The sequence below is a fragment of the Mesorhizobium sp. M7A.F.Ca.US.007.01.2.1 genome (assembly GCF_003998165.1).
In the GTDB taxonomy this organism is placed as follows: domain Bacteria; phylum Pseudomonadota; class Alphaproteobacteria; order Rhizobiales; family Rhizobiaceae; genus Mesorhizobium; species Mesorhizobium ciceri.
On the sequence record NZ_RZQP01000016.1, the window covers coordinates 1 to 15003 of the forward strand.

Below are 15003 nucleotides of genomic sequence, written 5' to 3' on the forward strand. Positions count from 1 at the left end.
TTTTGGCGGAGATTTTGATGCCGGATTATGACGTGCTTTGCATCGGCAATGCCATTGTCGACATCATCGCCCAGTGCGACGAGGAATTCCTCGAGACCAACGGCATCATCAAGGGCGCGATGAACCTCATCGACACACAACGCGCCGAACTGCTCTACAGCCGCATGGGCCCGGCGATCGAGGCGTCCGGCGGCAGCGCCGGCAACACGGCGGCCGGCGTCGCCAGCTTCGGCGGCCGCGCCGCCTTCTTCGGCAAGGTCTCCAACGATGCGCTGGGCGAAATCTACGCGCACGACATCCATGCGCAGGGCGTCGCCTTCGACACCACGCCGCTCAAGGGTGAGCCGCCGACGGCGCGCTCGATGATCTTCGTCACGCCCGACGGCGAGCGCTCGATGAACACCTATCTCGGCGCCTGCGTCGAGCTTGGCCCTGAGGATGTCGAAGCCGACAAGGCGTCCGGCGCCAAGGTCACCTATTTCGAAGGCTATCTGTGGGACCCGCCGCGCGCCAAGGAAGCGATCCGCCAGACGGCGAAGCTGGCGCACGCAGCAGGCCGCGAAGTGTCGATGACGCTGTCGGATTCGTTCTGCGTCGACCGCTACCGCGACGAATTCCTCGAGCTGATGCGTTCGGGCACGGTCGACATCGTCTTTGCCAACAGCCACGAGATCAAATCGCTCTACCAGACATCCTCGTTCGACGAGGCGCTGGCGCAGATCCGCAAGGATTGCCGGATCGCCGCCGTCACCCGCTCGGAAAAAGGCTCGGTGATCGTGCGCGGCGACGAGACCGTGGTGATCAAGGCGACCGCCATCAAGGAACTGGTCGACACGACGGGCGCCGGCGATCTCTATGCCGCCGGCTTCCTGCATGGCTACACGCAAGGCCGCGACCTGCAAACCTGCGGCGACCTTGGCTCACTGGCGGCCGGATTGGTGATCCAGCAGATCGGCCCCAGGCCCCGGCAGAATCTGCGCCGCGAGGCTGAGCAGGCGGGATTGCTTTAACAACCGTCAAGCTGCCGCCCCTCACCGTCGCGCAGTTGTCATACATCGCACCTACACGCAATCTGGGCGTCCCGCGACTGACATTTCGGTGCGCCCTCAGTCAGTTGGGGGTGTCAAGAAATGCTGGACAGCATGCTGTCGGGCGGCAGGATTCGTTGCCGCCGCGATTTCCGTTTTCCGCACTAGAAGTTCAACAATCGGCCGCAGCTGAGGGGGAGCGCGCGGCCAGAAGACAGATGCATGAACAGATTTCAAATCCAGGGCCTCAAGCAGGACGACTTCGCGGAGATGGTCGCGGAAGACGTCGAACGTGCACTTGCCCACTATGACGAGGCCATCAACAAGCCCACCATGGTCTCGGTCGGCAAGATCGCCGGCAGCATAGCGTCCGCCGTCACCTTGCTGTCACCGAAGCACCGGCGCGCCATCGACGCCATCCATGCCGACCTGCCCGGCCTGGCGTCGAAATTCGTGCGCGCGCTGGCGGCGGAAGCCGCGCGCCGCAGCGAAGCCGGTATTGCCGGCGTGACAAATCCGCCGACGACCCCGTTGGCCGATGTCGAGCCTCCTTCGCTGCCAAAGTCCGACGATCTCGAATCGATGCTGATCGAGGACTGGGCCGGCCGCGTCGCCGGTTCGACCTATCTGGAAGAGCATCTGCGCATCGCCCGCTCGACCCTGCACCGCTGGCAGCGGCGGGGTGAGGTCATCGCCTTGCGCAAGGGCGGCCGCAAACATGTCTTCCCGCTGGCGCAGTTCGTCGACGGCCGGCCGGTTGCAGGCATTCGCGACGTGCTATCCCTGATCACCAATCCGAGGCTCGCATGGCTGTGGCTGACGCGGCCCTCGGCGCAGCTCGACGGCCGTATTCCGATCGACCTGCTGCGGAAGGATCAGGTGGACGAGGTCGTCGAGGCCGCGCGCATATTCGCGCCGGGCTGAACGCCTCGCGGACTCACCGCTGAGGCCAGCCCCTCAAGTCCCCGCCGTGTACGCCGCGATCGCCGCCATGTTGACGATATCGCTGTCCTTGGCATTCAGCGACACGATCTGAACCGGCTTGTTCAGGCCGACCAGCAGCGGCCCGATCACCGTCGAGCCGCCGAGTTCCTGCAGCATCTTGGTCGAGATCGAGGCCGAGTGGAACGCCGGCATGATCAGCACATTGGCCGGGCCGGTCAGGCGGATGAACGGATATTGCGCCATGGCGCGGGCGTTGAGGGCGACGTCGGCGGCCATTTCGCCGTCATATTCGAAATCGACGCGGCGCTTGTCGAGGATGCGCACGGCTTCCTGGACGCGCTCGGAGCGTTCGCCCTGCGGATGGCCAAAGGTGGAATAGGCGAGCATGGCGAGCCTCGGCTCATAACCCATGCGGCGGGCAAAGCCTGCCGCCTCCTCGGCGATGTCGGCGATCTGCTCGGCGTTCGGCATATCGTGCACGGCGGTGTCGGCGACCAGCACGGTCTTGCCCCGCGCCAGCACGATCGAGACGCCGATGACGCGGTGGCCGGGCTTGGCATCGATGACGCGGCGGATGTCGTCGAGCGCTGTCGAATAGTTGCGGGTGACGCCGGTGACGATGCCGTCGGCGTCACCCAGCGCCACCATGCAGGCGGCAAAGTGGTTGCGATCGTTGTTGATCAGCCGCTGGCAGTCGCGAAACAGGAAGCCTTTGCGCTGCATGCGCTCGTAGAGGTAGTCGGTGTAGATGCCGTTGCGGCGCGACAGCCTTGCATTGATGATCTCGATGCCTTGCTTGTTGAGATCGATGCCGGCGTGCCTGGCGTTTTCCTTGATGACGTCGTCGCGGCCGAGCAGGATGGCGGTGCCGAGCTTCTGGTTCACATAGGAGACGGCGGCGCGCATGACCTGTTCCTCCTCGCCCTCGGCGAAGACGATGCGCTTGGGCTGGCGGCGCACGCGGTCGTAGATGCGCTGCAGGGTCGAGGCGATCGGGTCGCGGCGGGCCGACAGTTCCTGCGCGTAACGGTCGAGGTCAAGGATCGGCTTGCGGGCGACGCCTGAATCCATCGCCGCCTTGGCGACCGCAATCGGAATGGCCGAGATCAGGCGCGGGTCGAACGGCACCGGGATGATGTAGTTGGGGCCGAATTTCGGCCGATTGCCCTGATAGGCGGCGGCGACGTCGTCGGGCACGTCCTGGCGCGCCAGTGCCGCCAGCGCCTGGGCGGCGGCGATCTTCATGTCGTCATTGATGGTGGTTGCCCTGACATCCAGCGCGCCGCGGAAGATATAGGGGAAGCCGAGCACGTTGTTGACCTGGTTCGGATAGTCCGAACGGCCGGTGGCCATGATGGCGTCGGTGCGGATCTCGGCCACTTCCTCCGGCGTGATTTCCGGATCGGGATTGGCCATGGCGAAGATGATCGGGTTCTTGGCCATCGACTGCACCATGGCGGTGGTCAGCGCGCCCTTGGCGGAGAGGCCGAGGAAGACGTCGGCGCCGTCGAGCGCCTCGGCGAGGCTGCGCGCCTCGGTCTTCACCGCATGCGCCGACTTCCACTGGTTCATGCCTTCGGTGCGGCCCTGGAAAACCACGCCCTTGGTGTCGCATAGGATGATGTTTTCCGGCGAAAAGCCCATCGCCTTCATCAGCTCGATGCAGGCGATGCCGGCGGCGCCGGCGCCGTTGCAGACCATTTTCGTGGTCTTCATGTCACGGCCGGTGATCTCCAGCGCGTTGATCAGGCCGGCGGCGGAGATGATCGCGGTGCCGTGCTGGTCGTCATGGAAGACCGGGATGTCCATCAATTCGCGCAGCCGCTGCTCGATGATGAAGCATTCCGGCGCCTTGATGTCCTCGAGATTGATGCCGCCGAAGGAGGGCCCGAGGAAACGCACGCAGTTGATGAACTCGTCGGCGTCCTCGGTGTCGACCTCGAGGTCGATGGAATCGACATCGGCGAAGCGCTTGAACAGCACCGCCTTGCCCTCCATCACCGGCTTGGAGGCCAGCGCGCCGAGATTGCCGAGACCGAGAATGGCTGTGCCGTTGGAGATGACTGCGACCATATTGCCGCGCGTCGTGTAGTCGAAGGCGCGCGAGGGGTCTTCGGCGATGGCCAGGACCGGAACCGCGACACCAGGCGAATAGGCGAGGCTGAGGTCGCGCTGCGTCGCCATCGGCTTGGTGGCGACGACCTCCAGCTTGCCCGGCCGACCCATGGCGTGGAATTCGAGCGCTTCCTGCGCACTGACGGACGGACCGCTGTTCTCGGTTTTCCTGGCCATGATGTACTTGATTTCCTCACCGGTGCAGCACCTCGTTGAAGCGGGTGCTTTGTGTCGGACCGAATTAAGACCACGCGCCGCCGCGTGTAAACTGCCAGCGTGCGGAATCGCGGTTGGTACGCGCGATTGCGGGCATCCTGCCGTCCCGGTCGTCCCCTGTTTTTCGAAGCCCCGGCATTAAACCGCGCGATCACATCTGCTAGCGTGCGGCGCATGAACATGCACAGCCCGAACGAGCCAGACGCCCCCGAGGCGATGACGCCGGTGCCGACCGCCCACGCCGGCGCCACGCCGATGATCGAGCAATTCATCGAGATCAAGGCGGCAAACCCGGATTCGCTGCTGTTCTATCGCATGGGCGATTTCTACGAACTGTTCTTCGACGATGCCGAGAAGGCAAGCCGGGCGCTGGGCATCGTCTTGACCAAGCGCGGCAAGTATCAAGGGCTCGACATTCCGATGTGCGGTGTGCCGGTGCATGCTGCTGACGACTATCTGCAGAAGCTGATCGGCCAGGGTTTCCGCGTTGCCGTCTGCGAACAGATCGAGGATCCGGCCGAGGCGAAGAAACGCGGCGGCAAATCGGTGGTGCGCCGCGATGTGGTGCGGCTGGTGACACCAGGCACCATCACCGAGGACAAATTGCTGGCGCCGTCGGAATCGAGCTTCCTGATGGCGCTGGGGCGGGTGAAAGGCGGAGCGGACCACTCCTTTGCGCTGGCCTGGATCGACATCTCGACCGGCGCCTTCCGCGTCACCGACACCACCGCCGACCGGCTTTTGGCTGACATCTTCCGTGTCGATCCGCGTGAGTTGATCGTTGCCGAGCCAGTGTTCCACGATCCGGAGCTGAAGCCGGTGTTCGACGTGCTCGGCCGCGTCGCCAGCCCGCAACCACCGTCACTGTTCGATTCGGCGTCGGCGACAGGGCGCATCGCCCGCTTCTTCGATGTGGCGACGCCGGACAGTTTTGGCGCCTTTTCGCGCGCCGAACTGTCGGCGATCTCGGGCGCCATTGCCTATGTCGAGAAGACGCAGAAAGCGGAGCGCCCGCCGCTGTCGCGGCCCGAACGCGAGGAGCAGGGTTCGACCCTGTTCATCGATCCGGCGACACGCGGCAATCTGGAACTGCTGCGCACGCTGTCGGGCAGCCGCGAAGGCTCGCTGTTCAAGGCGATCGACCGCACGGTGACCGGCGGCGGCGCAAGGCTGCTCGCCGACCGGCTGATGGCGCCGCTGACCGACCCGGCGGCGATCGGCGCCAGGCTGGACTCAGTGTCGTTCTTTCGTTCCGAAACGCGACTTTGCCAGGCGGTGCGGTCGAGCCTGAAGAGCGTTGCCGACATGCCCCGCGCGCTGTCCAGGCTGGCGCTCAACCGGGGTGGGCCGCGCGACCTTGGCGCGCTGCGCGCCGGCTTCGAGGCGGCAGGCGCGATCGCCGAAATCTTTGCCGCGACCGCCCTGCCCCCGGAACTTGCGGCGGCATTGGCCGCCATCCATGCACTGCCCCAAGCGCTTTCGCAGCATCTGATGCAGGCACTTGGCGACGAACTGCCGCTGCTCAAGCGCGACGGCGGCTTCGTTCGTGGCGGCTACCATGCCGATCTCGACGAGATGCGGGCGCTGCGCGACGAATCGCGAAAGGTGATCGCCGGGCTGGAACGCTCGCTGATCGACGAGACCGGCATCCGCTCGCTGAAAATCCGGCACAACAATGTGCTCGGCTACTATATCGAGGTGACCGCCAACCACCATGCTGTGATGACCGGCAGCGATGGCGCCAAGGCGCGCTTCATCCACCGCCAGACCATGGCCAACGCCATGCGCTTTACCACGACCGAGCTTGCCGAGCTCGAGACCAAGATCGCCAATGCCGCCGACCGGGCGCTCAACATCGAACTGGCCGCCTTCGAGGCGCTGACGACGGAAGCGGTCGGCGAAGCGGAGAAGATCCGTGCCGGCGCCGATGCGCTGGCCGTGCTCGATGTCTCCGCGGCGCTCGCGCTTCTGTCGGAAAGCGAAGCCTGGTGCCGGCCGGTGGTGGATTCGAGCCTTGCCTTCGAGATTACGGGCGGGCGGCATCCGGTGGTCGAACAGGCCTTGCGCCGCTCCGGCGAAGGCCCGTTCGTCGCCAATGATTGCGACCTGTCGCCGGAGGGAGCTGCCCGGAACGGCGCGATCTGGCTTTTGACCGGCCCGAACATGGGCGGTAAATCGACATTCCTGCGGCAAAACGCGCTGATCGCCATCCTGGCCCAGACCGGCTCGTTCGTGCCGGCGACATCGGCCCATATCGGCGTCGTCGACCGGCTGTTCTCGCGTGTCGGCGCCTCGGACGATCTGGCGCGCGGCCGCTCGACCTTCATGGTCGAGATGGTCGAGACGGCAGCGATCCTCAACCAGGCCGGCGAGCGCGCACTGGTGATCCTCGACGAGATCGGCCGCGGCACCGCCACTTTCGATGGCCTGTCGATCGCCTGGGCGGCGGTCGAATATCTGCATGAGAAGAACCGCTGCCGGGCAATCTTCGCCACCCATTTCCACGAAATGACCTCGCTGGCCGGCAAGCTGGCGCGTCTCTCCAACGTCACCATGCGGGTCAAGGAATGGGAAAACGACGTCGTCTTCCTGCACGAGGTCGGCAAGGGTGCCGCCGACCGCTCCTACGGCGTGCAGGTGGCGCGGCTGGCCGGCCTGCCGGAAGCGGTGGTCGACCGGGCCAAGGAAGTGCTGCACCAACTGGAAGAGGGCGAAGTTTCGGGCAAGACCAACCGGCTGGTCGACGATCTTCCATTGTTTTCGGTGGCGGTGAAGCGAGAAGCGCCGAAGCCGGTCAAGAGCGACGCGCTGGGGGCGGCACTCGGCGACATCAACCCGGACGAAATGACGCCACGCGAGGCGCTGGAAGCGCTCTACCGGCTGAAGGGGTTGGCGGGGACGTAGTCAGATCATCTCCAACCCGCGCTTGCGCGCTGGTGGCGGGAAGGCGCGGTCGAGATCGGCGATGTCCTGCGGCGCAAGCTTGATGTCGAGCGCAGCGACATTCTGGCGGACATGCTCCTCGCTGCTGGCCTTCGGGATGGCGATGACGCCCTCCTGATGCATCACCCAGGCCAGGGCGATTTGCGCTGGGGTCGCATTGTGGCGCCCGGCGATGGCTTCGAGCCTGGCATTGCGCGCCAACGCACCCTGCTCGACCGGAGAATAGGCCATCAAGGGGATGCCGCGCTGCCGGCTCCAGGGCGCCAGATCGAATTCGAGGCCACGCCGGACCAAATTGTAGAGCACCTGGTTGGTCTGGACATTGCCGCCATCGGGCAGGCCGATCAGCTCTTCCATCTCGTCGGTGTCGAAATTGCTGACGCCCCAGTGGCGGATCTTGCCGGCCTTTTTCAGGGCCTCGAAGGCCGCGACGGTTTCCGTCAATGGCACGCTGCCGGGCCAATGCAAGAGATAGAGATCGATGCGGTCGGTGCGCAGGCGTTTCAGGCTGTTTTCGCAGGCCCGCTGCACGCCCGCGCGCGAGGCGTTCGACGGTAGCACTTTCGAGACCAGGAAGGTCTCGTCGCGGCGCCCGGCAATGGCTTCGGCCACCACCTCCTCGGCACCGCCGCTGGCATACATTTCGGCGGTGTCGATCAACGTGATGCCGAGGTCGAGGCCGAGCTTGAGGGCATTCACCTCATCGGCGCGGCGACGGGAATCTTCGCCCATCTTCCATGTGCCCTGGCCAAGCACCTGAACGGCTTCGCCGGAGGGCAGTTTGGTGGTTCTGATGGTCGGTGGCATGGCGGGCTCCAGTTGGGGCCGGATCGCATCACAGGCTGGGCGATAAATCCAGAGGCGTTCTCGCCGCGCTGGCGATGGCTGAAGACTTACTTCACCGGATGGGCGGCGAGCCAGGCCTGCATCTGCTTGATCTCTGCTTCCTGCGCGGCGATGACGCCTTCGGCCAGCTTGCGGATTTCCGGGTCCTTGCCATTGGCAAGTTCAACCTTGGCCATGTCGATCGCACCCTGATGGTGCGGGATCATGCCTCTGACGAAATCGACGTCGGCATTGCCGGTATAGTCGGACGCCATCATGTCGGCATGCATCTTGTCCATCGCCGCCTTGTAGCCTTCCGTCGAAGGACTGGTCGCGTCCGTCGCCATAGCGCCCATGTCGTGTTTCATCTCTTCGCTCTGCGCCGGAACGCTTTCGAGGAAGACGGCAACCAGCATTCCGGCCGCCATCAGCAGCAGCACGAGTTTTTTGGCGAAGGTCATACATGGTCTCCTGTTGGATGGGTTTCGTATTTGGGGGCTTGGATCAGAGTTTCAATGTTCTCAGCCGCAATGCGTTTGCGATCACCGACACCGAGGACAGGCTCATCGCCGCCGCTGCCAGCATCGGCGACAGCAGCGTGCCGGTGAGCGGATAGAGCACGCCGGCGGCGACCGGCACGCCAAGCACGTTGTAGAGGAAGGCAAAGAACAGGTTCTGGCGGATGTTGCGGATCGTCGCCTGAGCCAGCGTGCGCGCCCGCACGATGCCGTTGAGGTCGCCTTTGACCAAGGTGATGCCGGCGCTTTCGACGGCGACATCGGCGCCGGTGCCCATGGCGATGCCGACATCGGCGGCGGCAAGGGCCGGTGCATCGTTGACGCCGTCGCCGGCCATGGCAACGCCGGTGCCTTTTGCGCGCAGTTCCTCGACAAGGGCTGCCTTCTGTTCCGGCAGCAGGCCGGCGCGGACCTCGTCGATGCCGAGGCTTCTGGCGATCGCGTTGGCCGTGCGTTCATTGTCGCCGGTCGCCATGATGATCCGCAAGCCGCTTTCATGCAGCGCCTTGATCGCCTCGGCCGTCGTTGTCTTGATAGGGTCGGCGACGGCGACGATGCCGGCCAGTTTTTTGTCGACAGCAACGAACATCGCCGTCTTGCCTTCGAGTTGCAGCGCCTCGGCCTTGGCCGAGATGGATGCGATGTCGACGCCAAGGTCGGCCATCATCGCGGCGTTCCCGAGCGCGACCGTCTTTCCCGAGACCGAACCGGACACACCCTTCCCGGTGACCGCCTCGAAGCCGCTGGCCTCTGCAACGGTCACGCCGCGCGTAGCGGCGCCGTCAACGATGGCTTCAGCCAGCGGATGCTCCGAGCCTTTCTCCAGGCCCGCGGCAAGCGCCAGCAATTCGTCTTCGGAAAAGCCGTTTGCCGTGACGACATCGGTCAGCTTCGGCCGGCCTTCGGTCAGCGTCCCCGTTTTGTCGACGATCAGCGTGTCGACGGAAGCGAAGCGTTCGAGTGCTGCGGCTTCCTTGATCAGCACGCCGGCATGCGCCCCGCGCCCGGTGGCGGTCATGATCGACATCGGCGTGGCGAGGCCGAGCGCACAGGGACAAGCGATGATCAGCACCGACACCGCCGAGACGATGGCAAAGATCAGGCTGGGCTCGGGTCCAAACACGGCCCAAGCGATGAAGGCGACAATCGCGACAAGGACGACGGCCGGGACAAAGTAGAAAGAAACGCGATCAGCCAACCCTTGGATCGGGGCGCGCGAGCGCTGCGCCTTGGCGACGAGCTCGACGATGCGCGCCAGCGTCGTCTCGGCGCCGACCTTCTCAGCGCGCATGATCAGCGCACCATTCTTGTTGAGCGTGCCGCCGGTCAGCGCATCGCCCTCGACCTTCTCGACCGGCAACGGCTCGCCCGTGATCATCGATTCGTCGAGCGAGGACCGTCCTTCCAGCACCGTGCCATCGACCGGCACGGCGTCACCGGGGCGTATGCGCAGGCGATCGCCGGCCTTGACGGCGGCGAGGGGCACGTCGTTTTCGGAACCATCGGCGGCGATCAGCCGCGCTGTCTTCGGTGCGAGATCGAGCAAGGCGCGGATCGCCGAGCCGGTCTTTTCACGGGCGCGCAGCTCCAGCACCTGGCCAAGGAAGACCAGCGCGACGATGACGGCGGCAGCCTCGAAATAAACCGGCACCGCACCGCCATGGCCGCGGAACTGATGCGGAAAGATATCCGGAAACAGCGTGGCGACGACGCTGTAGAGATAGGCGGCGCCGACGCCGAGCGAGATCAGCGTCCACATGTTGGGGCTGCGGTTGACGAGCGAATCCCAGCCGCGGTGGAAGAAAGGCAGTGCCGCCCACAACACGACGGGGCTGGCCAATGCCAGCTCAAGCCAGACCTTCGTCCGCTCGTCGACAAAAGCCTGGAAAGTCAGGCCAAGCATCGGCGCCATGGCGACGACCAGCAAAGGGACGGATAGAGCGGCACTGACCCAGAATCGCCTGGTGAAATCGACCAGTTCCGGATTGGGACCCTCGTCACCCGTTGGTACGCCCATCGGCTCCAGCGCCATGCCGCATTTCGGGCAGGATCCGGGCTTGTCGCGGACGATCTCCGGGTGCATCGGGCAGGTGTATTGCGTGCCCTTGGGCATCGGCTGCGGTGCTGGCCTGCCGCCGAGATATTTTTGCGGCTCCGCCTCGAATTTCGCCTGGCAAGCGGCCGAGCAGAAATAGAAGCCCTGGCCTTCGTGGCGGGCAAAATGACTGGCTGTCGCGCGGTCGACGCTCATGCCGCAGACCGGATCGGTGGCGGTCAGGAATTTTTCCAGTTCGGCGACGAATTTCGTGCGGCAGCCCTGGCTGCAGAAATGATAGAGATGGCCATCATGCTCGGCCGTCGGCTTGCCAGCCGCCGGATCGACAGTCATGCCGCAGACCGGGTCGCGGACGACGCTCTTCGTGGTGGGCACGGCGCCTTTTGTCGAGCAGCAGCTGCCGTGCGCGTGATGATCGTGATCTGAATGCGTCATTCGAAAATGCCTTGATGGATCGGTGTGTGACGTGGAGATAGGGCTTCCAGTAACTGGAAGGTCAAGGGCTGTTTCGACTTTTCTTCTCCGGTCCACGGCGCGTCCATCCACCCCAGAAAAAGTCTCACGCGGCAACACCAGGCCTGCTAGAAAGCGCGAGCGTCGCGGGGGTGGGGATTTTCTTCGGCAATGAAGCGTCTGGTCATCAATCTCGATCGGTCTCCCGATCGCCTTGCCCGTGTGACGGCGGAGTTTGCCCGCATCGGCGTTGCATTCGAACGCGTTCAGGCCATAGACGCACGCGACCGGCCGGAGCTGGACCAGCTGCCGCAAAATGTCGGATATCGGAACAGGCTGCCATTGACTGACGGCGAGATCGCCTGCCTGCTCAGTCACCGGGCCTGCTGGGCTGTCATCGCGCAAGGCGACGCCCGCTACGGGGCGATTTTCGAGGACGACATCGTCTTTGCCGCAAAAGCCGGCGCATTGCTTCGCGACAGCGACTGGATCCCAGCCGATGCCGAAGTCGTCAAGCTCGAAAGCTACTTCTGTAAGACCGTGATCCGACGCAAGCGCATTGCCATCGGTCACGGCTTTTCCACATCCAAACTCGACGCCGAACATATAGGAACCGCCGGCTACATCATCTCCAGGCAAACCGCGCTCGACCTGATCAAGGCCACCGAGGAGATCGGCATCGCTGTCGACGACCTTGTCTTCAACCCCGAGTTTTCGGTTTTGCGAGGCGAGACGATCTATCAGCTTGTTCCTGCGCTCTGCGCGCAAGATCAGTTCCTTGGCGACAGGGCGCTCCAATTGCCAAGCCTGCTCAGAGAAAAGCGGGATATCCAGTGCGCCGCACCCGCCGGGACCGGGAAACGCAGAAAGACAGCCATAGCGAGGGTCAAAGCCGAGGCTCGGCGAATAGGCAAGCGCATTGTCGATTTCGGTCGACTGAAGCGGAGAATGGTCATTCCATTTACTTATCCGAGCCAAAACTCAGCCGGGTCTTGAACCGGCTTCAACGCCCCATACCCAGCGCCGCCAAAACGCGCTATAGACGCCGCCGAAACGGCAAGGCCGACTGGATATATGGCAAGAATCTCCCTGAAGCTCGACGAATTGATCGACGGCGAAGCCTTGCGCCGCGAGATGACCGCGCTGACCGCGGGCACGGCGGGCGACGGCTCAGGGCAGGCTGCGCGCAATGGTGTGCTCCAGCTGCTCAAGGGACGACTGGCGGACGGGCGCGCCATTGCCGAACGCATGCTGAGGGACGATGGCGGCGGCAGCGCCTGCGCGGCGCGGCTGTCGCATCTCATGGACGAGATCATCCGGGCGCTTTACGATTTCGCCGTCACCCATGTCTACCGGGTCAAGAACCCGTCCTCCGCGGAGCGCATGGCCGTCGTCGCTGTCGGCGGCTACGGCCGTGGAACGCTGGCGCCGGGGTCCGACATCGACCTGTTGTTCCTGCTGCCTTACAAGCAGACGCCGTGGGGCGAACAGACAGTCGAATACATGCTCTATATGCTGTGGGACCTGGGGCTGAAGGTCGGCCACGCCACACGCAATATCGACGAATGCCTGCGCCTGTCGCGCACCGACGTCACCATCCGCACCTCGATCCTCGAAGCACGTTTCCTGTGGGGCGAGGAAAAGCTCTATGATGAACTGATGCTGCGCTTCGACCATGAGGTGGTGCGCACGACCGGCCCCGAATATGTCCAGGCCAAGCTTGCCGAACGCGATGACCGCCATGCCAAGGCCGGCGAAAGCCGCTATCTGGTCGAGCCCAACGTCAAGGACGGCAAGGGTGGCCTGCGCGATCTGCAGACGCTGTTCTGGATCGGCAAATATTTCTACCGGGTGCGCACCGGCGAGGAATTGGTCGATAAAGGCGTCTTCACCGAGGGTGAGTACCGCGAGTTCCAGAAAGCCGAGGATTTCCTGTGGGCGGTACGCTGTCACATGCATTTCCTCACCGGCAAGGCCGAGGAGCGGCTGCATTTCGACATCCAGCGCGAGATCGCCGAACGGCTCGGCTACACCACGCACCCCGGCCTGTCGGCGGTCGAGCGCTTCATGAAGCACTACTTCCTCGTTGCCAAGGACGTCGGCGACCTGACCCGCATCTTCTGTGCCGCGCTCGAGGAGGAGCAGGCCAAGCACGTGCCGGGCTTCAACCGCATCTTCCTGACTTTCTCGCGGCGCAAGCGCAAGCTGGCCGGCACGTCGGACTTCATTGTCGACAACCACCGCATCAACATCGCCGACGACCAGGTGTTCGAGCGCGATCCGGTCAATCTGCTCAGGCTGTTCTGGTTCGCCGACAAGCACGGTCTGGAATTCCACCCCGATGCGCTGAAGCTGCTGACCCGTTCGCTCGGCCTGGTCAACAAGTCGCTGCGGCGCGACGAGGAGGCCAACCGGCTGTTCCTCGACATATTGACCTCGGATCGCAATGCCGAACTCAATCTGCGCCGCATGAACGAGGCCGGGCTGCTCGGCAGGCTGATCCCGGATTTCGGCAAGATCGTCGCCATGATGCAGTTCTCGATGTACCACCACTACACGGTGGACGAGCACCTCATCCGCTGCATCGGCGTGCTGGCCGAGATCGAACGCGGCGACGGCGAAAAGGTCCATCCCCTGTCGCACACGCTGATGCCGGGGCTGAAGAAGAGCCGCGAGGCGCTCTATGTCGCCGTACTGCTGCACGACATCGCCAAGGGCAGGCCGGAGGACCATTCCGAGGCGGGGGCCAGGATCGCACGCCGCATCTGTCCGCATATGGGGCTGTCGCCTGCCGATACCGAGACCGTTGCCTGGCTGGTCGAGAACCATCTCGTGATGTCGATGACAGCCCAGACCCGCGACCTCAACGACCGCAAGACCATCGAGGATTTCGCCGCGATCGTGCAGTCGGTCGAGCGGCTGAAGCTGCTTTTGATCCTCACCGTCTGCGACATCAGGGGCGTCGGACCGGGTGTCTGGAACGGCTGGAAGGGCCAGTTGCTGCGCACGCTCTACTACGAGACCGAATTGCTGTTGACCGGCGGGTTTTCGGAAGTGTCGCGCGCGCAACGCACGGCGGCGGCGCGCGAGCGTCTGGCCGAGGCGCTTGCCGACTGGCCGGACAAGGCCCGCAAGCGCTATGTCGGCCAGCACTACGAGAATTACCTTTTGACCGTCGATCTCGCAGACCAGCTGCGCCATGCCGAATTCATTCGTGAGGCTGACGCGTCAGGCAACAAGCTTGCCACCATGGTCAAGACCCACCAGTTCGAGGCGGTGACCGAAATCACCGTGCTGGCGCAGGACCACCCCCGCCTGCTCTCGGTCATCGCCGGGGCGTGCGCCGGGGCCGGCGGCAACATTGTCGACGCGCAGATCTTCACGACGTCGGACGGCCGTGCGCTCGACACGATCCTGATCAGCAGAGAATTCGACCGCGACGAGGACGAGCGCCGGCGTGCCGAGCGTGTCGGCCGGCTGATCGAGGACGTGCTGTCGGGCAAGAGCTGGCTGCCGGAAATGATCGAGAAGCGCACCAAGCCGCGGCGCGGCTCCAAGGTGTTCAAGATCCCGCCGCGTGCCGAAATCCGCAACACGCTGTCGAATCGTTTTTCGGTCATCGAGGTCGAGGGCCTCGACCGGCCTGGGCTGCTGTCGGAGATCACCGGAACGCTTTCCGACCTGTCGCTTGACATCGCATCGGCCCACATCACCACCTTCGGCGAAAAGGTCATCGACACTTTCTATGTCACCGATCTCACTGGCCAGAAGATAGATAACCCGGCCCGCATCGCCACCATCCGCAATCGGCTGATGGCAACGCTCGAAGGCATCGTGTCCGAACGCGGCGGCAAGTCCAGGGCGGCGGCCGAGTGACAACGACCATCACTTTGTCCCAATTCCG

General features: G+C 64.2%; 9 protein-coding genes. 5 read left to right on the top strand and 4 right to left on the bottom strand.

Annotated features, from left to right (window positions below; genetic code table 11):
• Window positions 1–17: 17 nt before the first annotated feature.
• A complete protein-coding gene (locus EN949_RS05115) occupies window positions 18–1010 on the top strand; it encodes an adenosine kinase (RefSeq protein ID WP_013528052.1) in 993 nt (330 codons plus the stop codon).
• Window positions 1011–1250: 240 nt separating this feature from the next.
• Window positions 1251–1952: an antitoxin Xre/MbcA/ParS toxin-binding domain-containing protein gene (locus EN949_RS05120; RefSeq protein WP_127370743.1), complete on the top strand. Its 702-nt coding sequence runs from the start codon at window positions 1251–1253 to the stop codon at window positions 1950–1952.
• A 33-nt stretch (window positions 1953–1985) separates the two neighbouring features.
• Here the strand turns inward: EN949_RS05120 and EN949_RS05125 are convergent, their stop codons facing one another.
• Window positions 1986–4265, bottom strand: coding sequence for an NADP-dependent malic enzyme (locus tag EN949_RS05125; RefSeq protein WP_127366779.1), 2280 nt, complete (start codon window positions 4263–4265; stop codon window positions 1986–1988).
• 213 nt (window positions 4266–4478) lie between these two features.
• On the opposite strand from EN949_RS05125, the gene mutS reads away from it, so the two are divergent.
• On the top strand, window positions 4479–7208 hold the full coding sequence (gene mutS / locus EN949_RS05130; RefSeq protein ID WP_063169906.1) for a DNA mismatch repair protein MutS: 2730 nt from the start codon (window positions 4479–4481) through the stop codon (window positions 7206–7208).
• Here the strand turns inward: mutS and EN949_RS05135 are convergent, their stop codons facing one another.
• The 3 genes from EN949_RS05135 to EN949_RS05145 form a co-directional block, all read right to left on the bottom strand.
• Window positions 7209–8054 (bottom strand): aldo/keto reductase, encoded by an 846-nt coding sequence (locus EN949_RS05135; protein WP_063169905.1) that lies wholly within the window; start codon window positions 8052–8054, stop codon window positions 7209–7211.
• An 86-nt stretch (window positions 8055–8140) separates the two neighbouring features.
• The gene (locus EN949_RS05140) at window positions 8141–8533 is read right to left on the bottom strand and encodes a DUF305 domain-containing protein (RefSeq protein WP_013528057.1); all 393 of its coding nucleotides are present in this window, start codon (window positions 8531–8533) and stop codon (window positions 8141–8143) included.
• A gap of 43 nt (window positions 8534–8576) precedes the next feature.
• Window positions 8577–11081, bottom strand: a complete 2505-nt coding sequence (locus EN949_RS05145) for a heavy metal translocating P-type ATPase (protein WP_013528058.1) — start codon at window positions 11079–11081, stop codon at window positions 8577–8579.
• Between the two features lie 189 nt (window positions 11082–11270).
• Between EN949_RS05145 and EN949_RS05150 the strand changes: the two genes are divergently transcribed.
• Together EN949_RS05150 and EN949_RS05155 are read left to right on the top strand one after the other, a co-directional pair.
• Window positions 11271–12095, top strand: coding sequence for a glycosyltransferase family 25 protein (locus EN949_RS05150; protein ID WP_013528059.1), 825 nt, complete (start codon window positions 11271–11273; stop codon window positions 12093–12095).
• A gap of 78 nt (window positions 12096–12173) precedes the next feature.
• A complete protein-coding gene (locus EN949_RS05155; RefSeq protein WP_063169904.1) occupies window positions 12174–14975 on the top strand; it encodes a [protein-PII] uridylyltransferase in 2802 nt (933 codons plus the stop codon).
• Window positions 14976–15003: the final 28 nt, after the last annotated feature.

Bases quoted from the DNA above. Each gene is read 5' to 3' on its own strand.
- EN949_RS05115 (WP_013528052.1), top strand. From the start codon at position 18: ATGCCGGATTATGACGTGCTTTGCATCGGCAATGCCATTGTCGACATC.
- EN949_RS05120 (WP_127370743.1), top strand. From the start codon at position 1,251: ATGAACAGATTTCAAATCCAGGGCCTCAAGCAGGACGACTTCGCGGAG.
- EN949_RS05125 (WP_127366779.1), bottom strand. From the start codon at position 4,265: ATGGCCAGGAAAACCGAGAACAGCGGTCCGTCCGTCAGTGCGCAGGAA.
- mutS (WP_063169906.1), top strand. From the start codon at position 4,479: ATGAACATGCACAGCCCGAACGAGCCAGACGCCCCCGAGGCGATGACG.
- EN949_RS05135 (WP_063169905.1), bottom strand. From the start codon at position 8,054: ATGCCACCGACCATCAGAACCACCAAACTGCCCTCCGGCGAAGCCGTT.
- EN949_RS05140 (WP_013528057.1), bottom strand. From the start codon at position 8,533: ATGACCTTCGCCAAAAAACTCGTGCTGCTGCTGATGGCGGCCGGAATG.
- EN949_RS05145 (WP_013528058.1), bottom strand. From the start codon at position 11,081: ATGACGCATTCAGATCACGATCATCACGCGCACGGCAGCTGCTGCTCG.
- EN949_RS05150 (WP_013528059.1), top strand. From the start codon at position 11,271: ATGAAGCGTCTGGTCATCAATCTCGATCGGTCTCCCGATCGCCTTGCC.
- EN949_RS05155 (WP_063169904.1), top strand. From the start codon at position 12,174: ATGGCAAGAATCTCCCTGAAGCTCGACGAATTGATCGACGGCGAAGCC.